Source organism: Vibrio lentus, from assembly GCF_030409755.1.
Taxonomy (GTDB): domain Bacteria; phylum Pseudomonadota; class Gammaproteobacteria; order Enterobacterales; family Vibrionaceae; genus Vibrio; species Vibrio lentus.
This window is the reverse complement of the sequence record NZ_JAUFQE010000001.1, coordinates 1,219,716-1,246,355: the sequence shown is the minus strand read 5'-3', so window position 1 is coordinate 1,246,355 and position 26,640 is coordinate 1,219,716. Positions and strand designations below refer to the sequence as shown.

20 protein-coding genes are annotated in these 26,640 nt (G+C 45.6%); 12 read left to right on the top strand and 8 right to left on the bottom strand.

The annotated features are described in order from the left end of the window. Positions 1–12 precede the first annotated feature (12 nt). The 7 genes from QWZ07_RS05215 to QWZ07_RS05185 all read right to left on the bottom strand — a co-directional run bounded on the left by QWZ07_RS05215 (position 13) and on the right by QWZ07_RS05185 (position 11,078). The gene (locus QWZ07_RS05215; protein ID WP_192853774.1) at positions 13–2,610 is read right to left on the bottom strand and encodes a hypothetical protein; all 2,598 of its coding nucleotides are present in this window, start codon (positions 2,608–2,610) and stop codon (positions 13–15) included. 293 nt (positions 2,611–2,903) lie between these two features. Then, entirely contained in the window at positions 2,904–3,263 is a 360-nt protein-coding gene (locus tag QWZ07_RS05210) for a methyl-accepting chemotaxis protein (RefSeq protein ID WP_225998519.1), read from the bottom strand. A 696-nt stretch (positions 3,264–3,959) separates the two neighbouring features. Next, complete coding sequence (locus QWZ07_RS05205) at positions 3,960–5,516, bottom strand: M28 family metallopeptidase (protein WP_192853773.1); 1,557 nt, start codon at positions 5,514–5,516, stop codon at positions 3,960–3,962. A gap of 142 nt (positions 5,517–5,658) precedes the next feature. Beyond that, the gene (locus tag QWZ07_RS05200; RefSeq protein WP_102339123.1) at positions 5,659–8,013 is read right to left on the bottom strand and encodes a M4 family metallopeptidase; all 2,355 of its coding nucleotides are present in this window, start codon (positions 8,011–8,013) and stop codon (positions 5,659–5,661) included. 593 nt (positions 8,014–8,606) lie between these two features. Beyond that, positions 8,607–8,882 (bottom strand): hypothetical protein, encoded by a 276-nt coding sequence (locus tag QWZ07_RS05195; RefSeq protein WP_017065177.1) that lies wholly within the window; start codon positions 8,880–8,882, stop codon positions 8,607–8,609. A gap of 135 nt (positions 8,883–9,017) precedes the next feature. Further along, positions 9,018–10,337 carry a sensor histidine kinase gene (locus tag QWZ07_RS05190; protein WP_102314502.1) on the bottom strand — a complete coding sequence of 440 codons (1,320 nt, stop codon included), beginning with the start codon at positions 10,335–10,337 and terminating at the stop codon, positions 9,018–9,020. 36 nt (positions 10,338–10,373) lie between these two features. Then, positions 10,374–11,078 (bottom strand): response regulator, encoded by a 705-nt coding sequence (locus QWZ07_RS05185; RefSeq protein ID WP_017105425.1) that lies wholly within the window; start codon positions 11,076–11,078, stop codon positions 10,374–10,376. Positions 11,079–11,357: 279 nt separating this feature from the next. Between QWZ07_RS05185 and QWZ07_RS05180 the strand changes: the two genes are divergently transcribed. Both QWZ07_RS05180 and QWZ07_RS05175 read left to right on the top strand, forming a co-directional pair. Further along, complete coding sequence (locus QWZ07_RS05180; RefSeq protein ID WP_192853772.1) at positions 11,358–12,455, top strand: alpha/beta hydrolase; 1,098 nt, start codon at positions 11,358–11,360, stop codon at positions 12,453–12,455. Positions 12,456–12,815: 360 nt separating this feature from the next. After that, positions 12,816–14,015, top strand: coding sequence for a diaminopropionate ammonia-lyase (locus QWZ07_RS05175; protein ID WP_192853771.1), 1,200 nt, complete (start codon positions 12,816–12,818; stop codon positions 14,013–14,015). A 184-nt stretch (positions 14,016–14,199) separates the two neighbouring features. Here QWZ07_RS05175 and QWZ07_RS05170 read toward each other — a convergent pair whose 3' ends face one another. Continuing rightward, positions 14,200–14,691, bottom strand: coding sequence for an Lrp/AsnC family transcriptional regulator (locus tag QWZ07_RS05170; RefSeq protein ID WP_192853770.1), 492 nt, complete (start codon positions 14,689–14,691; stop codon positions 14,200–14,202). A gap of 310 nt (positions 14,692–15,001) precedes the next feature. Between QWZ07_RS05170 and QWZ07_RS05165 the strand changes: the two genes are divergently transcribed. From QWZ07_RS05165 to betB, 10 genes are all read left to right on the top strand, one after another. Then, the gene (locus tag QWZ07_RS05165) at positions 15,002–15,790 is read left to right on the top strand and encodes a maleate cis-trans isomerase family protein (protein ID WP_225998518.1); all 789 of its coding nucleotides are present in this window, start codon (positions 15,002–15,004) and stop codon (positions 15,788–15,790) included. A gap of 154 nt (positions 15,791–15,944) precedes the next feature. After that, positions 15,945–17,156, top strand: a complete 1,212-nt coding sequence (locus QWZ07_RS05160) for a M20 aminoacylase family protein (RefSeq protein ID WP_192853769.1) — start codon at positions 15,945–15,947, stop codon at positions 17,154–17,156. A gap of 199 nt (positions 17,157–17,355) precedes the next feature. Then, positions 17,356–18,399, top strand: coding sequence for a TRAP transporter substrate-binding protein (locus tag QWZ07_RS05155; RefSeq protein ID WP_017105430.1), 1,044 nt, complete (start codon positions 17,356–17,358; stop codon positions 18,397–18,399). Positions 18,400–18,519: 120 nt separating this feature from the next. Beyond that, positions 18,520–19,062, top strand: a complete 543-nt coding sequence (locus QWZ07_RS05150) for a TRAP transporter small permease (protein ID WP_192853768.1) — start codon at positions 18,520–18,522, stop codon at positions 19,060–19,062. Further along, complete coding sequence (locus QWZ07_RS05145; RefSeq protein ID WP_192853767.1) at positions 19,059–20,402, top strand: TRAP transporter large permease; 1,344 nt, start codon at positions 19,059–19,061, stop codon at positions 20,400–20,402. Before QWZ07_RS05150 ends, QWZ07_RS05145 begins: the two co-directional genes overlap by 4 nt. Before the next feature lie 37 nt (positions 20,403–20,439). Beyond that, positions 20,440–21,624, top strand: coding sequence for a M24 family metallopeptidase (locus QWZ07_RS05140; RefSeq protein WP_192853766.1), 1,185 nt, complete (start codon positions 20,440–20,442; stop codon positions 21,622–21,624). 206 nt (positions 21,625–21,830) lie between these two features. Next, the gene (locus QWZ07_RS05135; RefSeq protein WP_390227328.1) at positions 21,831–23,513 is read left to right on the top strand and encodes an LruC domain-containing protein; all 1,683 of its coding nucleotides are present in this window, start codon (positions 21,831–21,833) and stop codon (positions 23,511–23,513) included. Between the two features lie 9 nt (positions 23,514–23,522). After that, positions 23,523–24,026: a hypothetical protein gene (locus tag QWZ07_RS05130; protein ID WP_192853765.1), complete on the top strand. Its 504-nt coding sequence runs from the start codon at positions 23,523–23,525 to the stop codon at positions 24,024–24,026. Positions 24,027–24,452: 426 nt separating this feature from the next. Beyond that, complete coding sequence (betI, locus tag QWZ07_RS05125; RefSeq protein WP_012600068.1) at positions 24,453–25,055, top strand: transcriptional regulator BetI; 603 nt, start codon at positions 24,453–24,455, stop codon at positions 25,053–25,055. 116 nt (positions 25,056–25,171) lie between these two features. Next, positions 25,172–26,632 (top strand): betaine-aldehyde dehydrogenase, encoded by a 1,461-nt coding sequence (betB, locus tag QWZ07_RS05120; RefSeq protein ID WP_192853764.1) that lies wholly within the window; start codon positions 25,172–25,174, stop codon positions 26,630–26,632. Positions 26,633–26,640: the final 8 nt, after the last annotated feature.

Here is a 26,640-nt window from a genome sequence, read left to right as displayed (position 1 = left end):
AGTGTCCGCCCTTTATTGGTATTGGTAGCTGTTAGGGCTTAAATCACATGGAATGCCGAAATTGTTCTGATTGATGACGGCAAACTTCAACGCCCCAAACATATTGAGCTGTTGGCGAGTGACGGCGTCGTACCATTCTGAGATAGGTGAAATCCAATACAGGTCATCATCAGCCGCAACATCAAGCAGTGCGCTCTTAAGGTGCGGATAGTAGATCATGCAGCTACGGCCGGGTTGATTGGTAAAGTTTTCGTTGGTGTTACTTAATTTATCGAGCTGTTGATTGAGTTCAGACGTTGGGTTAAAGATGGCGTCAATAGAGCGCTCGATACGGGCATCGTAGCTATCAGGGATGATGTCTGAAATCAGGTAGCGCATCAGGTGCGCAGGCAGCATCTCTGAAAACAGAGCGGTGACTTCACCTTCCCCAGAGGCGTAGTGCCCAGTAGAGATATGTTGAGAGTGGATGATCGACGTATAGCGCTGGAATTGGCCCACTTGTGAATGTAGCCACTCAACACCGTTGCTGTCTGAGACACTGATCGCTTCAGCAAGACGAGTTTTTACGATCCCTTTCGCGAGTTGCAGCGTGTTGCCTTCCAGATGAGCAAGATCCAGTGAGGATGATTTCAGTGCGGAATAAATCAGTGGTGCATTTTTTTGAAGATCAATGCTACCTGGGTAAGTGAAGCTATAAAATTCGACAGCTCTCTTAGCTTGCCATTCGCTTTCTAGTGCAGCGGTAATCAAGCCACCAAGCTTTTGATAGCGCTTTGAGTGCACATAGGCGCCTTTGCCTGAGTAGTTTGCGTGCCAATTGTTGATGTAATGCAGCGACGCTTGTCGTGAAAGATTCTCTTTTTGAAGGTAAGACAAGCTCCACCCAGCACATGCGCTACCGCCACCACATTCACCTTCAAGCATTGCGCTTGAGTCTAGTAACCAGTGATAAACCTGTTGTTTATCGAATTCGGCTTGTTGTTTTAGGCGCTGCTGCGCAGAAAAGTTCAAGATCTGTTGCTCTAACCAATGCTCCTCGTCTTCTGAGTTCCAGCCATCGGCAATTAAGGTGCTTAACGTATCGAAAAGAACTCGCTTCACCGCTTCTTTATTCGGCGGGTAGATTTGCGCAATAACCGTATCTTCAGACGGATTAAACGGGCGAGTTTCCGCTGGTATCCAAGCATATTCGACACAGCCACGAAAATTCGGGTCTCCTCCGAGAATACCAATACGAACGCACTTTCTGTAGCCGCTTTGGAGAATAATCTCTTTGTTGCGTATTTCTTGTGTGGTCGCAGGACGGCCAAGAATACTGCGTGTCATTTCGTCAATGGCATTGCGCTCGGCTTGTCCCTTGAAGAAATTATGCATGGTCTCTACAGAGCCTGAGCGGAATAGTCGTTCAACGGCGATTTCACCTTGTGTGAACATCTCTTTTTGCAACTTACTCTTGAGCAAATTGACATGGTTGTCCGCGGTTTCAATGATCTGGGTTTTGGCTGCAAGTGTGCGTGTATAAAGCTGTTGAACTGCAGCTTGGTCAAGTCCTTCAATTTGACCTGTTCGTAACTCATTCAGTTTGGCAATTGCTTGATCTAGAAGATTCTGCTGACAATGCTGAAGTTTGGCCAGTGCGCGGTTCGCTTGGCGTTTTGAAGGTAATGCTGGTGGTAGGGAATTACTCTCTTCAGCATCATGCTCAGGATAAAGGTCTGCCAGCACTCGAGTTTCCTCGTTACAGCTAGCGGCAATATCTGATGCAAACAGACGAGAGTCTTTATGGTCGAGAGCCAGTTGGCTAAACATGGCTTTGCGTAGCTCGTGGTCGACCGCGGTGATGAGCTCTTCCGCCATAATAGTCTGAGCCTTTACCACTTCTTGATAATGCTGCTGGTATTTGAGGGCAAGATCGGTGGCAAAGCCGCGTGCTACGGCGTTCCACATCGCTTGCTGGTCTGAGGCGAGTTCGGCCCAATAAATTTTGTCTCTTAAATCTTGCTGGGTAACGAGATCCTCATGAACGTGATAACTGTAATGGTTATCCGCTGCAATTCTATCCCAGCGACTACTCAAAATTTGGCGGTCGATCTCCCTCGCGGGAAGTTTTAAAACGCCAAACCAATCGACGAGCCCCATTACTGTGGCAAATCGATCGTAAGAGGTACGTGATTCATCTTGGAAGCTAGTTGCGACCTCATTTGCCCAAAGTCCAACGGCTACCGCGTCGCCAATCGGTCCCAGAGCTTCTAATGCACCTTGCGCTAGCCCTGTCGTTGAACGGCCCAAAGTGTCCATCAGTCTTGCTGCTTCCTCAGGTGCTAGCGTAACGGCTGAGGCGGGTCCTGTTTCTAGCAAGGTGGCAGTTTCAGGGAAAACATCACTGGCTTCAGAGAGAGAGGGTTTTAAGTCGACAATGTGCTCTGGCGATGATGGAAACAGGTTTTCAGGAGTAATGCCATCACTAAATGCATCGTAATTTTTTTGGCGGATTTGGTGGAAGCTTTCACTATCTAAGACGTTATATTCGTCCCCGATCTTACAGATTTCAAAAGCGCCGGCGCTAGATGAAATTATGGCCGAAATGAGCGCTAATCTATTTAATTTCATAGAGTTATCCTTATTGTTTGTGGAGTTGTTTGCTTATTTTAGAAAGCAAAAAGCCTCTCCTTGCCAATATGGCAAAGAGAACGCTAGGGATTTAGTTTGTTGGTTGATGCGAAAATTCGTTGAATCAAGCCTCCTTAGAGTTGGCTTGATTGTTTAACTTCGATGTTGTCAGTAGGGGGAACTACTTCTCCTACTTAGTGTTAAATGAACACAGGTTTTAACCGTTTATCTTGAACGTGCTAACCGCTTACGGGAGCCTTGTGATGGATGTCCGCAAGACTCTGATTAATTTCTCAAGCGACAAGCGTTTGCTCTACCGTCGCGGTGGTAATTTGAGACTTCATATCTTCAACAGTGGTGATTGAGTTGCTGGTCTCGTGTTGAAGTGAGGTGATAACGTCTTTAACTCTGGTGGTACTTTGTTGAGTACGGTTAGCGAGGTGACGAACCTCATCGGCTAAGATGGCAAAGCCAAGTCCTTGAACACCAGCGAGTGCAGCTTCTTTGGGGGCATTAAATTTGTACCCCAACGGTTTTCTGTTACTTACGGTTGACGATTTTTTGAAATTCTTCCAATTCAATAAGCTCGTCGTTATGATTAAAATGACAGTTAATCCCGTAAAAGAAATAATGTTTTTTAGTTTATTACTCATAACTAATCCCAATATAAGTAGTGTTTGGTTTTTATAATTCAGGGTTGTCCCTGTTGAATGAAAAACAAAACTTATAAAATGCACATATAAACTCAAATAATTTATAGATAATATACATCCGTTTGATATATGCAATATTTATTATATGTATTGGTTGTCTGTTTTTATGATTATGTGGAGTGCTGGATTTAATTGAACCAGTTCTTCCTTATGCCGCTGATCTGGTCTTACTTGTTGTTTTTGTTGGCTATCCCTTCGTTGTCGCTTACTCCATTTTTAGTGTTTATCCTCTTTTATTACATGGGTATGATGTTGAGCCTCGTTAAATAAGTAATTAAATGAGCGTTTGCGAAATTATATTTTAATTGGCATTTTTATTTGGGTGCTAGGTATTTTTTAACAGGTTAGAGAGCAATAGAATAAGCATTAACTAATTAAGTGATCGCTTTATTATTCGTGTTGGTTATTTATAGAATTGAATGTAAGGTAGGCGTGTTGGGATTAAGGGATTAAAATCACTTAATTAAAATATAACTTTTGATTTATATTTAGAGATGCTTAGTTAGCTTTTGGTGAAGTAACTATTTTCATCTACATCTATGTTGCCACTGACAAAAAAACGCAGCCAGTTCAGCTGCGTTATGTTCTTGCCTAAGTGGTTAGCCAATTTGTTGGCCGAGTAAACCTAGTGATTAGTTACAGCCAATCCGGCACAAAGTTAGCGACGATGGTGACATCGTTAAAGTTACGGTAGCCGCGCACCATGATGTTGAATTCCCCCGCAGGCATGTCTAATACACACTGTTCGTTGCTGCTGTTCTGGTATGGACGACAATCGTAGCTTGCTTTCGATACGGTGCCATTGTGTTTCACGTAAAGGTCGGCATCGCCACTACGAGGGCCTGTCATGGTTACGGTTAACTGACCAGAGTACTCCGTTGTTACGGTAAAGAATTGCTCTTCACCGTAACCAGCGGATAGCCCTTCTACAGGGATGTCATATTGAAGTTCTGTTGGCCCTGCAACGGGCGAATCAAGGCTGGTTTCGACAAGGTAAGCAATGGTCAGTTTGGCGAACTTGGTCGCGTGTGTCGCCGTAGGATCGGAGTTCTCAAGCGTGTCGTGCTGGGTATGAATACTTGGGTTGTAATCATTGAACATGCTCTCGAATGGCATGGCGGCTGGGTAGCCAACATTGTGCCAAGAAGCGTGGTCAGAACAGGCATAGCCACAATCATCGAAACCGTAACTGATGTCACTAGCATAAGTGTCGATCAGCTCGCTCAGGTAGGCGGTTAAGTTACTATCGGTATAGTCTGTAATGAAGGTAATATCGTGCGCTGAACCGTTGTAGTTGGTCATGTCTAATTGCAATACTGACACAACGTTTGCTTGCTCGTCTCTTAATGCATTGGCGACATCTTGTGAACCGCGCAGTCCCACCTCTTCTGCGGCATAACCATAGAACTTAATGGTTTTGTCTGGCTGAATGCCACTGGCGATCATCAGGCGAAGCGACTCTGTTACCGTTGCAATACCAGACGCATCATCATCGGCTCCCGGAGAGATGGTGCCTTCGCTTGTCCAAGCTCCAACTGTCGAATCAAGGTGTCCACCAACCACGACGATCTCTTCAGGATATTTAGCGCCAAGCAGTGTCACTTCAACGGATTTTTGTGGATATTCGGCATGCGTGATCTGGCGTGCAGATGCGTACGGTACATCCTTAATTTCTGTTTCCCAACGCTCTAAAATCCAATCTGAAGCAGCGACACCAGTAGAAGTAGTATAAAAACGGTTGGTGAAGTTGGTTAGATTTTCAATGGTCGTGACCATGTTGTTCGGCTCGACCTGAGCGAGTAGATCGTTCACCGTGTCTTGATGGCTGATCACCGGCTTTTCGAAGGTGCTCATTGTCAGTGGCATCGCTGCGGCTTTGAGTGCGCTTGCTTTGTCTTCGTGCACCATGTAGCCACCACAACGGTGGGTTTCTTCGTGCATGTGGCTAGATAGTTTCGCCAGCTCTTTCTGGTTGATTTTCGCGACGATGGAATGCTTGTTCCCCGTCACGCTTGGGTAAACCGTTGCGCCATGCTGAGTCATTATATGCTGTGCGTCAGCATCGGTGGTGATCCAAACTTCTTCGTTCGCTGGTGGTGTGATGCCAAGGGATGCGTAAGCCGAAGTACTGGTGGTTAAGGCTAAAGAGCCTCCGAGCACAGCCAAAGCTAGCATGCTTTTTTGAATAGCCATTTGTCGTCCTTTTTATGGTGAGTATTGTTGTGTTGATTGGTGTGAATTTTGTTTAGTGCGTGGATGCTTTTGTGTAGGTGTTTCATTTTCTAAACAGATAACCGCGAAAGGGCCCCTTTCGGAGCCCTGAATTTACTATCGATTATTGTGTTTTAATGAAACGGTAGTGCTTGGTTTCTGAACAGATATCGCTTGAGGTACACACTTGGTACTCAACATCCACTGTGCCGTTGTGACGGAACTTATCGACGTATGAGTTGAAGTCTGTAGCACCAACATTCTTGCCATTACGCTTAATCACGAAGTAGTCGTTGGTGTCGTAATCCCATGCCAGCTTAACGCGAGCTTTGCCGTTCGGGTTTTTGTTACCAAACTTCAGTTTTAGTGGGAAGCCTTCCGCTGAGTCACCTTCAATCGTAATAGATTTGCTTGTTGATGTTGCAACGCCTGCATCGTCTGTCACGGTTAGAGTCACCACGTAGTCGCCAGCTTCAGCGTAGGTATAGCGAGTCACTTCACCTGTTTGTGTGTTGCCATCGCCTAGGTTCCATTGGTAAGAGACGATCTGACCATCGCTGTCTGAACTTGTGCTGCGTAGTTCTACTTCTTTGCCGACAATGGTGTGTTCGAAAGAAGAGACTGGCGGTACGTTAGCGTTGCCTGATTCGTATGATGCTTTTAGGTTCGCACCTGCGTAATCTGAGTAACCTAGAATGTTCACCGTGTAACGACCAGCTGTTGGGTTTTCAATTACACATACTTCATCGGTTACGCTTTCACTCTTACAGATATTCTCTTGAGAGCTTGGCGCATAATCTAGACCAACATACATATCCGGATCACCAGTAGACACAGCAAGATCAATCGTTAGCTTGTCTTGGCCTTCTGGTACTTCGATATCGAAGTAAGTTTTTGAGCCGGTTTCACCAGCAACCGCAGCTTCAACACCGTTTTCAAGGCGTTGATATTCCGGTTCTGGCGGCAGTGGTGGCTCTGCACATGGGGTAACACCCACCAGACCGAACGCAGAAACAACATCATCGGCATTGTAGCCAAGGTCGGTTGCTGAGTTTTTCACGCCACAAGCACCTTGCCAGAAGTCACTGTTTTCCGACCAGTAGATTTGGTTGGATAACACGAAAAGCTCGAACGCTTTTTTGGTATCCCAACCTTGCGTGGTTGCAAGATGGTAGAAGGCTTTGTTAAACACACCAGAGCTGTAGTGAACATTCAAGCCATCGTAGTACTCGGATGCATTATTGATTGAAGAACCATCGCGTGATGGATCGTCCATGTAACGCAGAGCCCCGTCGCCTTTAAATATATTACGGCCGACCATCCAGTCGTTGGTACCTTTCATGTAGTATTCTGCCGCTTCACCTGCCATATCAGAGAAAGCTTCGTTCATACCACCGGATTGGTTTGCGTAAACCAAACCTGAGTTTTGCTCAGTGAAACCGTGGCTCACTTCGTGCGCTGACACATCTAGACTTACAAGTGGGTAGAAGAAGCTTTCACCATCTCCGAATGTCATTGCCTTGCCATCCCAGAATGCGTTCTCGTAGTTGTTACCGTAGTGAACACGCATCATGAGTTTGAAAGAGAGCGGTGCTGTGTCGAACCAGTTCTTATACATGTCGAACACGATGTTACCGAAGTAGTGCGCATCGTTGAGTGGAGAGAAGGCTCCGTTCACTTCTTTATGTTCGTTACGAGGACATTCGTAGCTATAAGTGGTGTCGCCGTCTGTCGCGCCATTTAGGTCAACGGTAACGACATTTTCCGATTCCATCACACACTCTGTGCCGTTTTCTACCACATCAAGGTAGTGGTAGTCGGTACCGTACTCGTACATGCCTGTTTTCTCGTTACCACCTGGGCCTGTACCGATCTGCGCGTGAGCAATACCTTCCCAACGGTCGATAACTTCGCCGGTGTGCGCGTCTAGCATGGTGAATGGTCGAGTTGGCTGTTCGCTGCCTTCGACAAGATAAGAGACAACGTAGACTAGGCGTGTTTTGTCATGTCCTTGTTTTCCTGAACCTTGATAAATAAACAGTTCATGCTGGACGTTGTCTAAAGATTTGCTGGTTAAGCCCTGAACCTTGAGATCTTTACTCGCAAGCTCAACGGCTTGAGAGCTGTTGATCGATGGTTTAACAAACGATCGCTCTAGGGTCGTCGTTTTAAGGTAGTTGCCTTGAACAGACTTAAGTGCGCCACCTTGTACACTTTGGGTGGCATTTAGGTAATGTCCCCATACTGGCGTTCCCCAGATGTTTTGTTGGATCTTAACTTTGTAGATGCCACGCTTTTTGAGGTTAACTTCCTTTACCATCTTAAAGCTAGAGGCGTTACTGACACCTAACTGAGTGTTCAACCCAGAAAAGCTAGTAAAGTTGATCGGTTGATCGATGCTAACTGATTCACTTGCATGTACTGATAAAGACATCGCACTCGCTATAGCAACGGCAACTAAACGCTTTTTCATTTTCATTGTTATTTTCTCTTTCCATGTAAAATCCATGAAAACGTAACAAAATTTTCACAACGAATTTACATCATTCGATCTGATTAATTAGTAGCATGGCAATGATCTCTTTTATTCATGAAACTTATATCTTGCACATTTACAGCTAGTAATCATTTCTGTTTATTTTTGAACCAATTTACCTTTTTTGTTTATAAAATGATGACACTTTTATTAAGTGTTAATTTTTCAAGAGAATTAAGTTTTTTGCGTAAATTGAACTGTGCCGCAATTTACGTGCGATGGGTTGATAGAAGGATCAACGATTTGGGGAGCTCAGTTTTAGCGAAAGACTCTTAAGCGAATTTAAAGGCCATTTTGATAAGGAATTGACGACTTTTGGGCTTATTTTCTGAATTGTTAGTTACAAGAGAGTTAGCAAAATAGGGCTTTATTTGGCACAGAGCACAAAAACGGCTGGATGAAAAAAGCCAGTGACGAGGTCACTGGCTTAGATGAACTTAGTTTGTACTAGCTAGCGTTTAAAGGTACGCAAGCTTTAGCAAATTACTGCTTTTTAACGAGCTATTGCTTTCTAACGAACTATTGTTTTTTACGAATTATTGCTTCTTACCGCCAACCTGAACGTAGTCGATACCGATAATACGGTTGATGATACCTAGCACAGAGCTTGTATCAGAGTTTGTTGAACGAATAGTATCAACCGTTGCACCTTCAGGTACTAATTCCATTGCACGATCTTGTGTGTTACCAGGAACTTGGAAACCAACAATGTTGAAGCTCTCAGCGTGCGCTGTGTAAACTTCTTCGTTGTGGCTGATACCTGAACAACCTGCTAGAGAAACAATGCCTAAAACAACTAATAACTTTTTCATAAAAATACCCTAAGAATGATTGGAATCGAGATGACAAGCCACAAAGGCAGTGTCGTGATTATCTAGATTCAATAAGTTCATGGGAGACAGCATCTCCCGACCGATGTTGAACATTATTCCAGAGGTGTTTTGTAGTTACTGTATGGGTTTGTCAGCTGAAACATTACATAGCTGAATGGTTATGGTGAATACCGCACCCTTTAAGGCTTGGCTCTGACCAACTTCCACGGTTGCGTTGTGTTGAGCACAGATCTTCTCGACGATAGAAAGCCCTAAACCATGGCCGCTCTTGGCTTTGTTACGTGCTTTGTCGCCAACGTAAAACGGTTCAAACAGGCGAGCTTGATGCTCTTGAGCCACACCATCACCATCATCATGTACCGCAATCTGCAGTTGTTCTTGATGCACGCTGGCTTCAATCAACACTTGAGAGCGTGCGAATTTCATGGCGTTACGTACAAGATTATCTAGGGCGCGGTTCAGTAGTATTTCATCCGCCAGTATTGAGCTAGGCTGCTCTGGCACTGATAGGTCGATGTTAAGTTGAGTATCCTTGTTCCAACGCGTCATTGCGTGGTCGAGAAGGTCTCTTATGTCCAATGGTTGTTGTAGATTTTCGAGGTCACAGCTATCCAGTTTGGCGTAACACAATAGCTCATCAACCATCTTCTCCATCTCTTCCGTATCTTCGACAATGCTTTCTACGGTGTCTTGCTGAGATTCGTTGAGTGGCGTGTCTTTGAGCATTTCAGCTTGCCACTGAATACGAAATATTGGCGTGCGCAGTTCATGAGCGACCGCATTGGTGAGTGAGCGATTGCTCTCAATCAAGCGGTGAATGCGGTCGGCCATTAGATTAAAGGATTTGTTGAGTGATCCAATTGCGATGCCACTAGAGGTTTCGGCTCGCGCAGAAAGGTCGCCTTCTGCAAAGGCGAGAGTCGCAGCTTCAAGTTTCTTAACTCGGCGGAAGATAATAAATAGGTGACATAAACCGTACAAGATAAAGCTTGCTAAAAAGAACAACCAAATGAGGTCATCCTCCAATTCTATCTTTTGCCTAACGAACGCTTCACTGTTGGGTAGATAATGATAGGTATTGTCGCTGCTTGCTAAGCGAAACCAAAGGTCACGCTCATCATCGTGAAAGATAAAGGTATTTGGGTTGGTAGAGAAGAACTCTGAAACTGGGCTTGGTATTTCATCTTTTGGGTTGAACGTCACCAGTTTATTGCGAGTGGTCTCGACAAACTGGTTCATTGCTTGTTGAGCCGCTTCAAGGCCTTGATTCTTAGCGATGTTCTCTATCAGTTGCTGGTGGGCTGTTGCTTCGTAATCTTGCAGTACATATTCGTAGTCGGTATTGAGCTGATAGACACAGATCTCGTAGGCGACAAGGCCGGTCATAAAGCAAACTAACAGCCCTAACAAGGACTCCAAATAGATACGTCGCATAATCGATCTCTTTCATTACGCTCGTTTAGAGCGAAGTTAATGCCAGGCGGTTGAAACAAATAAATAGCCTTTACCGCGAATGGTCTGAATTTTTTCTGCTGGTGTGTGGTCGTCGCCCAGTATTTTTCTTAGACGTACGACTTTGTTGTCTATCGTCCGATCGATCCCGTCGTACTCAATGCCACGTAGTGTTTGCGTCAAATAGTCACGTGATAACGGCGTATCAGGGTTGCTCGCTAACAACCAAAGTAGGTCAAATTCACTGTCGGTGAGTGACAAAACTGCACCTGAAAGTTCACACTTCTTATAGGTGTTTTTCAGAACGAGTTGATCGAACTGAAGGTTTTCTGAGTCATCGACTGAAGCTGTGTTGGCGTCTTGGCGGCGTAATAGCGAACGAACTCTGGCCAGCAGAACTCTTGGTTTGATTGGCTTGGTGACATAGTCATCAGCCCCTGTCTCTAAACCAGCGACGTGATCAAAGTCGTCATCGCTAGCAGTGAGCATCAAGATTTTACCTTTATAGTGCGTACGCGTCTGTCGGCAGATTGTAAGCCCATCAGTTACAGGAAGCATCAAATCCAGTAGCACGATGTCAGGTTGCTCAGCGAGGATGGTCTGTGCGGCATCGCTGCCATCGTCCAATACGGTGACATCAAAATCTTGCGCGACAAAGTAGTCTTGCAGCATTTTCTGAAGTTTCAAATCGTCTTCCACGATGATCATTTTAGGTTTTGTCATTCCATTATCAGCCTTGTCGTGCGTTTCATTTATTGAGATTACGTGAGGAAGCCTTACCTAGTGGTTAGCTATTGTGGCATCTCCAATTTGCATGCTTTACGTAAAATACCTGACATGAATGATTAAACACTTTCCACGCCAGTTCAATGATGATTTTGAATTTGTGCGAAAATAAAAAACAATGTTCAAAAAGACATACATTCTCATACATTCGCACGACAGATGTTTTCTTCTTTAAATAATAGAATTTTCCCATCAAACATTTTTGGGAATCACCATATGAATAGCTATAGAAAAACGTTATTGGCATTACCTTTGATTCTTTTAGCTGGCTGTAACTCAAGCTCTAACTCGGGTAAAGCGGCGACTAAAGCGCAAGTGAAACCTAAGGCGGATTATGTATTCTCATCAGTGAAATTAGGCCAGTTGTATCAAGAGCGAGAAGAACTTCAAGAGTCAATGAAGCTTGATTACGATGGTGTGCAGTATGAAACAATTCAGTTTGCTGAAGAGATCAGTGAGAAGCAAAAAGTGGTTAGGCTAGCAAGCCGCTTAGGTCAGAGCATTGACCTGTATTTTCCTGATGCGGGGTTTGATAGCTGCGGTATCTACACAGAGAGCAAGGGCTTGGACGTGTTTGATTGTAGCGCCGCACTACGCTCTGTTTCTAACGAGACCACGTTAATACAAACAACAGCGAATAGTGCAAAAAAGGTTAAGCTTGAGTACCAAAATGAGTTGTCGCAATACGTGACGAGCCTAGGTTCGACGATTCTGAGTAAATCCAAAAATGGTAATAAAGTCACCATCACCACATCGTTTGCCTTCAACGCTTTTTACCGCGATGTGCTCAACGAGACTGGCGCTGTTGAGCGCATTACTTCCACTCTAGGCGCATCAACCTATTCTCAGCTTTTTGATATCGTGAAGTTATACCGAGGCAGTGAGATGACGTTGAAGTTCACTAACCATATCGGTGGCAGTGCTGATGACGAAATCAACATGTACACCGGGCGCATGATCAATAACAATAAGATGACGACGGTTGTGACTCCAACGGGTTCGGTTTTCTCGGGAGGAACGGATCTATTTGCAGCGGGTAACCCACGCATATTGCAACGCGCTGATACTACCAAGGCCATTGAGCTGAATAAGCAGGTGGGTGTGCATAGTTGGGCTGAAGGGGATAAAACGGCCAAAGAATTCCCATACACCGACGTGGGTCATCGTAGACAAGCGACCTATTTTCAAAAGGTGATGGGAGAGAAAGGGATCGATTTCTATATCTTCACTTTAGATTCTGCACCTGCTGCTGGTGAGCTCTGGATGACTAAAGCAGACTCTGATAAGTACGGTTTCATTACACGTATTGAGTAGTCAAAGAAAGTAGCAATACCGACTCCGCAAAGGTTGGTGATGGCTCTGTCATTACCGGCCTTTTTTTGTGCCTGTTGTTTCTGCATTGGTTCCGGGTTGTTAGGCTAGTGGTTCCATCGCTCGAATTGGACTTTTTTCTATCGGTAGAATTCATTGGTTAGGTTGTCACATCTGAATGGTGCACAAATTCTTCATTTAACACTCATGTAACAATTAATTCCCGCAGATCGCGTGATAAGAATGTGTAATCACGGCACTTTTTTGTCGATAGAATTTATTATCCGCAGCCTTACTCGCCGATAGGTTTCTATAATCTAACGATGTAAGGAGCATGTGAATGACTAATAAGGACGATCATTTATGCAGTTACTGGCAGGCACTCTGACACACTACGCTAACCCTCAAGCACGCCCTGAATTGGAATACTCGAGTGAGCAGCGTGACATTTTAAGTGTTGCGAACTCTCAACAAGCGATTAAAGATATTTCTCAATGGCCAGGCTACTCTGTTACTCCTTTGCATGAACTGAATGCAATCTCTGCTGAGATCGGCGTAAACAAGTTTTGGTACAAAGATGAATCGCAGCGTTTTGGCCTAAAGAGTTTTAAAGCACTGGGCGGCGCGTATGCCGTTGCTCGTCAGCTTCAGATTGAAATCGCCAATCGCTATGGGAAGAACCCGACCATCAGTGAACTGCTCAACGGGGAGTGGAAATCAGAAGTTGCTGAAATCGTTGTCAGCTGTGCGACAGACGGAAACCATGGTCGCTCCGTCGCATGGGGCGCACAAATGTTTGGTTGTGGTTGTGTTATCTACATTCACCGTGACGTCTCAGAAGGCCGCAAGCAAGCGATGGAAGCGTTCGGTGCAGAAGTGGTACGCATTACCGGTAACTACGATGAATCTGTTCGTTTGGCCGACTCAGAAGCTAAAGCGCAAAATCGCGTGATTGTTTCGGACACTTCTTACGAAGGCTACATGGAAATCCCTAAAGACGTTGCTTTGGGCTACACCGTGATGTTGGCTGAAATTGTCGAGCAACTTGATGGTGAAATCCCAACCCATGTCTTTGTACAAGGGGGAGTGGGTGGTCTAGCTTCAGCAGTTTGCGGCTACTTCTGGGATCTGTGGGGCGGCGATCGCCCACGCTTTGTAATTGTCGAACCTGAGCAGGCTAACTGCTTACAGAAGAGTGCTCAAGCGGGTAAACCTATCGTGGTTACGGGCGACCTAGAGACGCTGATGGCAGGACTCGCATGTGGTGAGGTTTCAAGCTTGGCGTGGACGATTATACAAAACGGCGCTGATGACTTTATGACGTTGAGTGAAGAAGCTATTCCGCAAGCGATGCGTATGTTGGCGAGTGGCGAGCAAACGGAAGTGGCGATTGAAGGCGGGGAATCTGCCGTTCCTGGATTTGCTGCGGCGATCATCGCTAAGCAAGATTCCCAATACGCTGAAAAACTGAATTTGACTCAAGATAGCCGAGTGCTAGTGATTGGTACTGAAGGAGCAACCGATCCCGATCTCTATCAACAGATCATCGACAATAAAGTCTAATAACTAGAAGTACATAGTTAGCAGTTAGCTGTTAAGAGCTAATCGCGAACAACGAATAATAAAGTAAGCCCCAAAGTTGGCGGTATGTAAGGTTTCTTCATACCGTCTTTTTTCCTCTCTTTTTGACTTCATCGCACGACACGCCTTGTTTGCTAATCGATCCGGTCATCAATCGAGCTAGTCATCAATCACGCTGCTCATCAATTGGAATTGTCAGCCCTACCTTAACGTTATCCATCACCACATTGGTTTGAAAGCTCTTGATATTGGCATTATCAAAGAAGGCTTCACGAGTAAAGTTGTCGTAACCCTCCATATCCGCTGCCGTGACAATCATGATGAAATCTGAACTGCCTGTGACGTAATAACATTGCTGTACTGAGCGGTTTGAACTCATCTCTTTTTTGAAGTTGTGCATCAAATCCACACGCTCACGCTCTAGCGTTACCTGAACGATAAACGTCATTCCGTGACCGACTGCTTTTGGGTTGACCACAGAGACATCAGCTTGAATGACACCTTGCGCTCTCATGCGTTTTAAACGGCGCTGAACAGCAGCAGGAGAGAGCCCGACCTTTTCTGCAATCTTGTCAGAGGTAGCTCTGTTTGAGTCTTGTACGATGTTGAGGATCTTCTTGTCGAAACTGTCGACCACCAATGCAGGTTGCTGTGTCATACCCATACTTCCCAATATCTGTTTGTAAATTAATTGTTTCTTTTGAACCAGTGTGTGATCGAGTTAAAGGTATTTAGCCTTAACATTTAGACCTCGATGAGCGAGAACAAAAAACCACTATAACGCAGAAAAAATGCGGAATTTCTGCACAACAAGGTCATCATTTAATGATAATCCTTAAAGTTATCGGTGCATTATTAATCTTGTGAACGAAATGTAAAGATCAAATCGACAGAGTTTGAAAATTATATGAAACATGTTGTTAACATCCTTTGGGCTATGTTAACTCTCGCTCAAGGAGTTGGAAAGTATGAAATCTGCAACCGCTACTTTACAGTTTGAATTAGAAAAATTGGCACCAGCAGGACGCGTCGGTGTGATTACGTTAGCGACAGATTTCAATATTGAGCGTGATTTAAACGCGCTGTATCCAAACGATGTGCAATCGTTCACCAGCCGCTTAAGAAATTACAACCCGTTGACGATAGAAAACCTGCGTAAGATGGAGCCGGGAATCGCTGCTTGTGCCGATACCATCCTACCGGGTACTGAATTGGATGTGGTGATCTACGCTTGTACCTCTGGCACTGTGGCGATTGGCAGCGAACGCATTACGCAGCTTATTCATCAGTCTCGCCCAAACGCTGCGGTAACGAATCCGGTGACCGCTGCCTTAGCGGCTTTCGACAGCTTTAAAGCGAAGCGTATCTCGGTATTAACGCCTTATACCGAAGCCGTGAATCAAGACGTGGCCGCATTTTTTGAGTCGCAAGGCATTGAGGTGTTGAGCATCGCAGGCTTTGGTTTTGAAGATGACACCGCGATGACGTTCATTTCTCCAATGGACATCAAACAAGCCGCGATACAAGTCTGTGACCCTGAAGCGGATCTTCTGTTTATCTCTTGCACGGCATTGCGCGCAGCATCGGTGATTGAATCCATTGAAGTGCAATTAGATAAACCTGTTGTCAGCAGTAATCAGGTATTGGCTTGGCACTCGCTTCAGTTGATGAATTACCCCATACCCATTAAAGGCTTCGGTGCACTACTAGCGCACCATCTTAAGCCATACCCATTAAAGGCTTCGGTGCACTACTAGCGCACCATCTTAAGCCATCCTCAGATAATTGCCGAAGGTCGCAGTCGTTGTAACGACCTTTGATTAAGGCTGCACGCTTCGTGTTTACATTCAGCAGCCAAGCTAACTCTACATTTAACGTTAATACAAAGAATGACACTTTGGGATCACTACTATGCCGTCTACTTTTTCGATAAAACCAAACCAACTGTCTTCGCAGCTTATCCAGAGCATGACGGAGTGGCGTCAACACTTACACCGCTTTCCTGAGTGTGGCTTTGACGTGAATCTGACCTCTGATTTCATCGCCAGTAAGCTTGAGAGCTTTGGTATTGAAGTGGTGCGTAACATCGGTAAAACAGGATTAGTAGGGATACTTCGTTCCGGATCAAGTGAGGCAAGTATTGGCTTAAGAGCTGACATGGATGCTTTGCACATTCATGAACAAAACAGCTTTGCGCATTGCTCACAAAACGATGGAAAGATGCACGCCTGTGGTCACGATGGACACTCTGCAATGTTGCTTGGCGCAGCAAGCTATTTAGCCGAAAACTTATTGTCAGGGAACTCAACCTTCGATGGCACGGTGTATTTCATTTTTCAACCTGATGAAGAGCATGGTTGTGGCGCGCAAGCGATGATTGATGATGGCTTGTTTGAGCGATTCTCGATTGATGAAGTATACGGCGTTCACAACTTCCCCGGCTTAGCGGAAGGTGAATTGATGGTTCGCCCCGGTTCGTTAATGGCCAGTGAAAGCAGTTTTGAAATCACCATCAATGGTGTGGGGGGGCACGCTGCTTTGCCGCATCAAGGAGTCGACCCTTTAGTCGTTGGCTCGCAAGTCATTCTTGGTTTGCAAACCATCGTATCTCGTAATCTCAGTGCGATTCACGACACCGCTGTGGTCTCTGCCACCGAATTTATTACCGATGGCACGGTTAACGTCATCCCGAGTCAAGTGGTCATTAAAGGCGATTGCCGCTGCTTTACTGAAGCCTCTCTCGATCGAATCAAACAAAGTATGGAGCGAATCGTGGCGGGTATTTGTCAGGCAGCTGGCGCGACTTACGACTTCGAGTTTATCAATACCTTCTACCCAACCATCAACAGCGAGCAACAAACCCAGTATTCGGTTACCGCCGCGCAGAAGGTACTTGGTGTTGAGAACGTTAATGACGCCTGCGACCCACTGACAATTTCGGAAGATTTCTCAAGCATGTTACGCGTTAAACCGGGCTGTTATGTGCTGCTGGGTAATGGCACGGAATCGGTCGGTGGCTGCGCATTGCATAACCCGAAATACGACTTTAATGACGGCATCTTAAAGCTCGGTGCGAGTTACTGGATTCAGTTGGTGAACGATCGTTTGGCAAGATCAATTTAGAAACACTTATTTAGAAAAATGAATTAGAAGCAACTCAATGAGAAGCAATAAGTACAGAAACAGATTCAGCAGTGACGGATTTGGCACTGCAAGATGGCTGACTTTAAACGGAGTTTATTGTCGACACAGCCAAAACTGAAGCACGTGAAGTGACCAAGGTCATCAGCGTGTAATTAGGATAATAAAAAGGAAAGACAGGATGAAACGATTAGGCGTAGCACTGCTAAGTTTGAGCATGGTTTTTGGCGTTCATGCCGAAACATGGAAGTTTGCTTCAGAAGAGGACAAAACAGACGTTCAAGATATCTATGCGCAAAAATTTGCGGAAGTGATTAAGAAGGAATCTGATGGCGACATCCGTGTTCGCATCTATTACTACGGTCAGCTGGGTACAGAAAACGACATTGTAGAACTGGCTGCTAAAGGCACGATTCAATTTGTGTCGGTAGGCGCGGGTCACTTAGGGTCTTACGTACCTGAAGTTCAAGCGGTGAGCTTACCGTATGTTCTGGGTACTAACGAAGCGATCACGCATAAGGTCTTAACGGAAAGCCCAACCATCTACAACAAGCTGGCACCCAAGTTTGAGAGCGTAAACCTCAAACTGTTGTCGATGATGTCTGAAGGCGAAATGGTATGGGGTGGTAACAAACCTATCCGTACACCTGAAGATTTTGCGAACCAGAAAATCCGTACTTTCACCTCAACCATCCCTGTTGAAACCTACAAAGCGTTTGGTGCAACACCGACTCCTCTTTCTTGGGGTGAAGTGTACGGTTCACTGCAACTTAAGACCATCGATAGCATGGTTAACCCGATCTACTTCATCTACAACGCGAAGTGGCATGAGGTTCAAGATTACCTAATGTTCCCAGGTCAGCAACCTTATGTCAGCACCGTTTCGACCAACAGCAAGTGGTACAACGGCCTGTCGGAAGAGAAGCAAGCGATGGTCGACAAAGCGATCACAGCAGCAGACCAAGCGGCTTACGACTACCAAATCCGCATCAACAAAGAAAACATGGACAAGATCTTGAAAGAGCGTCCAAACATGCAAGTGGTCGTCTTAACCGAGGAAGAGCGTGAACGCTTCAAGGTCCTTAGTCAAAAGCTGCACACGACTTACTATGACGTAGTCGCAAATGCTTATCCTTCTGGTGAGCAAAGTGAAGCGCGTGAGGGTGCGAAAACCATTCTCGAAGAAATCCTAGATGAAGTGAAGGCTGCTTCAGCGACGCAATAGAAAGCGTTGTTAGGATGAATACTATCCGCTGTTTATTGGCAGCGGGTAGCTTATCCCCACCTTCTCCAAATTGTGGCAATGGACCCCTGTCACTGAACGAAGTATGGAGCACTGCCTGTTATGAAAGAACTGCTACATAAAATAAGCGTCGCGACAGAAAAGCTAGAACGCTTTTTAATCATGACCGCCATTCTCGCGATGATGATCAATTCCACGGCCAATGCGATTGGTCGCTATGCCTTTAACAAAAGCCTGTTTTTCTCAGAAGAACTTAATCAGTTTTTGATCGTTTCAGTCACCTTTATCGGTTTCGCTTATGCGGTGCGCCAAGGTAGAAACATTCGTATGACCGCAGTCTACGATTCATTGAGCACTAAAACTCAGAAAGTTCTCACAACCATCATTGCGTTATTAACCGCAATGCTGATGTTTTATCTCACCTACCATGCGTTCTTTTACGTTAAAGAGCTCAAAGACATCAATCGATTAAGTCCAGCTCTACAGTTCCCGGTTTATTGGGTATACGCGATCATTCCGATTGGATTTTTCATCGCAGGATTGCAATACAGCATGAGTTTCTTGATGAACTTGCTGCACAAAGAGATCTACGTGTCATTTGACGTGATTGAAAACAGAAACACAAAAGTAGGTGAGTTCGAATGAACGATGTTGCACAGTTTTTCTCGGACATTATTGCCGGCGAATTAGATATTTATGTCATCACATTTACTCTTGTTTCTGTGATGGTGATTTTGCTGTTTTTGAGCTTCCCGATGATAGTACCGCTAGCGGTTGGAGCTTTAATTGGCTTGATTCATTTCTCTCAGGTAGAGCCGGGAGTACTGATCCAACAGATGGTCACGGGCATCTCGCCGAACGCATTGATTGCGGTACCCATGTTTATCTTGGCGGCGGACATCATGACGCGTGGACACACGGCCTATAACCTACTTGGTTTAATCCAAGCGTTTGTAGGACACTTGCGTGGCGGGTTGCCGATTACGACGTGTATCAGCTGTACTTTATTTGGTTCTGTTTCCGGTTCGACCCAAGCGACCGTGGTGTCGGTTGGCCAGATCATGCGTCCGAAGTTACTTCAGGCAGGCTATAAAGACAGCTTCGTGATGGCGCTGATCATCAATGCCAGTGACATCGCGTTTCTTATCCCACCGAGTATTGGCTTGATTCTTTACGGCACCTTAGCCAACGCCAGTGTGGGTGAATTATTCATTGCCGGTATTGGCCCAGGTTTAGTGCTCGCGAGCCTGTTCTCTTTATACAGCTACGCCTACAGCGTAAAACACAGCGACACCATCACTTTGGTTGAAAAAGCCAACACCGCAGAGCGTATTGAAGCGATCAAGAAAGCGATTCTTCCTCTTGGTTTCCCTGCTTTGATTATCGGTGGTATTTATTCGGGCATTGTCACGCCAACCGAAGCGGCCTCATTCGCTGTGTTGTATGCGATCATCGTTGAGTGCATTTTCTATCGCAAACTTGGCGTAAAAGACATCTGCGATGCGGCGTTAAATACTGGCTTGATTACGGCGGTGGTATTTGTGCTGGTGGGTGTTGGTCAGGCGTTCTCTTGGTACATCTCGTTTGAACAAATCCCTCAAGAGTTGTTGGCTCCTCTCAATCTAGAAGATGCTTCTCCCGAGTTCATCCTGTTTGTTATCGCACTGACTTTCTTTGTCGGTTGCATGTTCGTAGATTCATTGGTGGTGCTGCTTATCTTGACGCCGATCTTCATGCCGATTGTTGATGCAGCAGGCATCGACCCAATCTTGGTCGGAGTGATGGTCACGCTACAAATGGCGATTGGGTCGGCAACGCCTCCATTCGGTTGTGACATCTTTACCGCAATTGCGATTTTCGAGCGTCCTTATATGGAAGTGATCCGCGGAACATTGCCGTTTTTCCTTATCTTGATATTGATGTCTGCGTTGCTGATTTTCTTCCCAAGTATCGCTCTGTTACCAAGAGACATTTTATTCAATTAATCCGTCGAGTTACCCTTATTCAATCAAGGATAGAGATATGAGTATATTGCCATTAACACCTCCGCAGAGAGGGTTTGAATCAGCAGAACTAGAGCAACGTACTGTCGAGTTGCAACAACGTCTTCGCGCGCAAAACATCGATGCTGCGTTTTTCACGACCGAGCCTGAATTCCGCTATTTCAGCGGCTTTAAATCGCAGTTCTGGGAAAGCCCAACTCGACCTTGGTTTTTGGTGGTGCCAGCGGTTGGTAAGCCGATAGTGGTAGTACCAGAGATCGGTGTGGCTGGCTTTGACGATACATGGATTGAAGATGTGCGCAGTTGGCCATCACCAAGGCCAGAAGACGACGGTATCTCTTTGTTAGCGGCTACGTTGTCTGAAGTCTCCAAGGGTTCTCGCCAAATCGGTTCGATGATTGGGCCGGAAACACATTTGCGTATGCCAGCCACTAACTATGCATTGTTACAGCAAAAGCTGAGCCAACACAGTGTGGTTGATGTGTCACTGATGGTTCGCGATCTTCGCAGTGTTAAATCTCAAGCGGAGATCGATAAAGTACGCTTTGCTTGCCAAGTCACGGCTGCGGGCTTTGAGTATCTTCGTCATCATCTCGCGATAGGGATGACAGAACGACAGGCGTGTAAAGCCATGCATTTGGAGATGCTGCGTTTAGGTGCCGATGCTTGCCCTTATCTGATTTCGGCATCCGGCCAAGGTGGCTATGACAACATCATTATGGGGCCAACCGACCGTGTGCTCTCTGAAGGGGATGTTTTGATCATCGATACGGGAGCTAACTTTGATGGCTACTTCAGCGACTTTGACCGTAACTATGCGTTTGGGCATGCGCAGTCAGATACCATAGCGGCTTATGACGCGGTATATCAGTCGACAGAAGCGGGGCTCGTGATTGCAGAGCCGGGACGAACCACCGGAGACGTGTGGCAAGCGATGTGGTCGGTACTCGAAAAGAACGGTGCACTCGGCAACGATGTGGGTCGAATGGGGCACGGCTTGGGCATGCAGCTAACCGAGTGGCCATCACATGTGCCTAACGGTGATGTGATTTTAAAACCCGGTATGGTGTTAACCCTTGAGCCGGGCATGGCATTTGAGAAAAACCGCATGATGGTGCACGAGGAAAATATCGTTATCACAGAGTCTGGCTGCGAGATGCTTCATCAAAGAGCATGGCAATCTATGCCGATTATTACTCAATAATCTGGTACTCGTTACTTTCTAGTCATATCCCCCACTCAAATAAAGGTCGCGAATAAATCTGCGGCCTTTTTCAAATCAACTTCATTCTCAAAATGAGAAAAATAGAAGATTTAACTCTAACATACTGTTAAATAATAGATTAATTTCCGGCATCATCTTTGCTCCATATCTCTTTACACGTTTAAGGCTAGTGAAGAGGGAACATAATGAGAAATTGGAATTCAATCATACTGCCTAGTTGCTTGATGCCATGTGTTGCGTTGGCGTTGACCACTGCGGACTTAACGTTTGAGTCTGGAGCGGATGCGTCCAACTATTCGGCAAAAGGTAAACCCAATAATACTTACTCGATCGCGGAGTCACTTCCTCAAGATGTTTTAACCAATGTCTATTCGATGTTGCCAGAAGGCACTGCCGTGAACAGTGCTTTTATTTCACCGGAGCGTTATTCGAGTATTGATATTGACGATGAGCTCAACGGCGCAGAGTACGCAACCGCCAAAATAACATTTCTCAACGAAGGAGCAGGTTATCGCAACACTCTTGGTTACTTCGTTTTTGATACCAATAACCCTCCAACGACCAAAGACGATATCAATGCGCACGTTATTGTGTTCCCCAATACATCAGTCGCTAGTGTTGGTGAGATGGAAGAGGGGGATACCATAGATCTCAGTGTTCAACTCACTGCTGGCCAAACACTGGCCTTTTTTATCATTTCTAATGGTTGGGGTTGGGAGGGGTCTTACAACAACATCCCGTGGCTTGGTGGTTGGGGAGTTCCCTTCTACAGCTATCCTTCGATTAACCCAGAGGCAACCGCTGAAAACAGAAGACACAATGTCGCTTTCCTTGATACAGAAAATGAATTCTTGGTACTGGGCTTTGAGGATATCTATCGACCAACTGGGGACAACGACTTTAATGATCTGATTTTCACGGTCGAAGTGACGCCATTTACCGCCGTTGATGGGGTTAATGAAGATGGCACGACAGATTCCAAATACGAAGTGCTTGTTCAAGAGAATAATGATGACGTGACAGTAACGTCGGTTTATCCAAGTTCGAACAGCTATGCAACGATCGCATTTGAAGATAACTGGCCCTTAAAAGGGGATTACGACTTTAATGATGTGGTGTGGCGCTACAAAGTGACAGAACAACTCAACGGACAACGAGCGCTAGAAAACCTGACGATAGACTATACACTCCAAGCCATGGGAGCAGGCTACTCTAATGGCTATGCCGTTAAGCTACCGAACGTCCTGCCTGCCAATGTGGCATCTACAACCCTGACTCGAAATGGTGTGGCGGTTGCTCATACTATTCTCAAGGAAGGGGACAGTGAGACGATTCTGATGGTATCTGAGGATCTAAGGGTCGACCTCGATAACCTAGGAGAACTTTCGGAAAGTTGCGTTTTCTACCGAACCCAAAGTGCGTGTTCTGATCAGCAAAATGCTGATGTTCTCAACTATCAGCTGTATGTGGAGTTTACGACTCCTGTGTCTCGTGATGACATCGGTTATCCGCCTTATGATTCATTCATTTTTGCCGCTGACGGAATTTATCACGGTGATTTTGTTGGAACGCCACCGGGCATGACTTGGCAAACACACCTTAAAGCATTTTCTGGTACCAGTGACATGAACAACACCTTGTTCAACAGCCACGATGATAGCTCTTCAGGTTCTGAGTCCTTCAAAACCAGCAACAACATGCCATGGGTGATTAATATTCGTGATGAGTGGGATCACCCAGTGGAATTGGTTGATATCAGTGAAGCTTACACATTGTTTCCAACCTGGGTAACCAGTAACGGCGAAACAGACAGAGAATGGTACAAGGCATCAATCACCAATAAAGTTATTTCAGCGACCGATGAATAGGAGAGAACCATGAACAATACGAGCAAATTAATCGCTATGACATCTCTCTCGTTGTTGGTTAGCGCCTGTGGCGGTGGAGGAGGCGGCAACTCAAGTGCATCACCAGCGCAGACGCCAGCAGTTACCCCAACGCCAGTTCAATTGCCTGCAACGCCCTCTCAACCTGTTGCGGCTGCGGTAATCAACACCTCGGATATTGTGGCACCCGTCGGCTTCTCGTTTGATATCGGTGAGAAAATCAGTTTGTCGATGGATTACACCGGTGTGACGCCCGGTGCCTTGCACTTGTACTCTGAATCAGCATTCGTCATGAGTAATGGCGATGTAGTGGCAGAACCCACTTCCAGAATTACTACGGTTTACCCAACTCATACCGATGTCGTGGAGTTGGAGGTCAATGGTAATTGGGAGCAAATCTATGCCCGTTGGGTACCGATGAGCAGCAAAGTACAAGAGCAGAGTTGGGTAATTAAACTGGACCAAGCGAGCAACAGTTACCACCTAGCGTTTTAGATGTCTTGAGTCAGTCAATCATGCCTATTGATGGCGCCCTTAGAGCTATTGCATCCGAATAAGTGAGGGTGCTCTAGTTCTTTTTATTCTACTTCTCCTATCTGTTCTCATTCTTGTTGTTTGGCCTTCAATTCCTACCCTAAAAGCCAGTTGTACATCACTCTCCCCAATTTTTTCGGGAGTAGGTGTGGTTGAATTTTGTGCTTATTGAGCAAAAACATTTGACCAATAACTATCACACCTCAAATCTTTAATTGATTTCATTAGTGCTCTAAATGATATTTAACTGATTGTTTTAAAATGATTTATTGTGATTTGAATGCTGTGTTGTTAAGGGTTTGTTTTAAATAATCATTTGAACCCTAACTACTTTTCTGGCATTTTATAATTAATTGAACGTTCAATGAAAAATAAAAGGACTAAGAAATGCCCAAGGTAGGGATGCCTGATATACGTAAACCACAACTCGTCCAAGCTACGATGACCGTGATTGATCGAGTGGGTTTACATGCTGCGAGTATTGCGCTGATCAGCAAAGAGGCGGGTGTGTCGACAGGGATCATTAATCACTATTTTGGTGGGAAACATGGCCTGCTCGAAGAGACCATGCGAGAAATACTGCGTCAACTTTCGAATACCGTAACAACAGAATTAAAAGCGCTCCCTGCTGATGCTCACCAGCAAAGGATCAACGCTATCATCAACGGTAATTTCGAAGGCTATCAAGCGGAAAATAAAGTGTCGAAAACATGGCTCGCATTCTGGTCTTATTCGATGCATGACGCTCAACTCAAGCGTCTTCAGCGCGTGAATGAAAAGCGTTTGATTTCTCACTTACTTATTGAATTAAAATCGATTTTTCAACCTGATCAAGCGGAATTGATCGCACACGGAATTGCATCATTAATTGATGGCATCTGGCTGAGAGGGACGCTCAATCCTGAAGGCATTAATGCCGATAAAGCTCGTGCAATCATCAATGACTACTTAGACAAGCAGCTTACGTTTTACTCGTGTCAGCGCGATTAATGATTCATCAAAAATTCTAGTGAGTGAGCTCAAAAGGCTCGCTCTCAACAACGATATGCATTCACAAATACATAGACCGATAGAGTCTAACAACAATAATTAAGTCAGAAGATCAAATGGAAATGAACTCGTTATACATCGATGGTAAAGCGGTTGACGCTACCTCAGGCGAAACTTTCGTCAGCATTAACCCTGCAAACGGTGAACCTATCGCAACGCTTGGCCAAGCTTCTTCAGCTGACGTTGAAAATGCGATTGAATCGGCGAAGCGCGGATTTGCGGTATGGTCAGCAATGACAGCCGTAGAACGCAGCCGCATTCTTTTAAAGGCGGTAGAGATACTTAGAGCTCGAAATAATGACCTTGCGAACCTTGAGGTTGTCGATACGGGCAAGCCGTTACAAGAAGCGATCGAAGTCGATGTGGCTTCTGGCGCCGACGTTATTGAGTATTTCGCAGGGCTAGCACCTACGCTGCAAGGCGATCAACAATCTCTTAGTGAATCTCAATTTTTCTACACACGCCGTGAACCGCTAGGTATCTGTGCGGGCATTGGCGCGTGGAATTACCCTATCCAAATCGCAATGTGGAAATCGGCTCCGGCACTCGCTGCGGGTAACGCGATGATTTTCAAGCCTTCAGAAGAAACGCCGCTAACAGCACTGAAACTTGCTGAGATCTTTACTGAAGCTGGTCTTCCTGATGGCGTGTTTAACGTAGTTCAGGGCGATTACCGTGTCGGCCAAATGCTAACGGCTCACCCCGACATCGCTAAAGTGTCGTTCACAGGCGAAACGGGTACGGGCAAAGCGGTAATGTCAGACAGTGCTAAAACACTCAAGTCTGTAACGATGGAGCTCGGTGGTAAATCACCAATGATCATCTTTGATGATGCGAAATTAGACGACGCGGTATCGGCTTCAATGGTCGCTAATTTCTACACCCAAGGCGAAGTGTGTACTAACGGTACTCGTGTTTATGTACACGAAAACATCTACGACGCATTTATCGACCAACTTAAAACACGTACTGAGAAGCTCATCATTGGTAACCCGATGGATATGGAGACTCAGATCGGCGCGTTGATTTCTAAAGAACACCTTTCAAAAGTCCTTGAAGCAATTGAGCTGGCTAAACAGTCGGGTGCAACTCTGCTGACTGGCGGCTATCAAGTGACGGACAACGGCTTAGCAAACGGCAACTTTGTTATTCCTACGGTATTCACAGATTGCCATGACGACATGCCTCACGTTCAACAAGAGATCTTCGGCCCTGTAATGTCAGTGTTGAAGTTTACGGACGAAGACGATGTGATTCGTCGTGCTAACGATACTCAATACGGCCTCGCTGCTGGTGTGTTCACACAAAACCTTTCTCGCGCTCACCGTGTCATTCATCAAATGCAGGCGGGTATTTGTTGGGTTAATACATGGGGTGACTCACCTGCAGAAATGCCTGTTGGTGGCTACAAACTTTCAGGGGTTGGCCGCGAAAACGGGCCAGAGACTCTACTCCACTATACGCAGACTAAGAGCATTCTTATTGAACTTGGCGACTACGCCAGCCCTTATGCCTAACGCGTAAC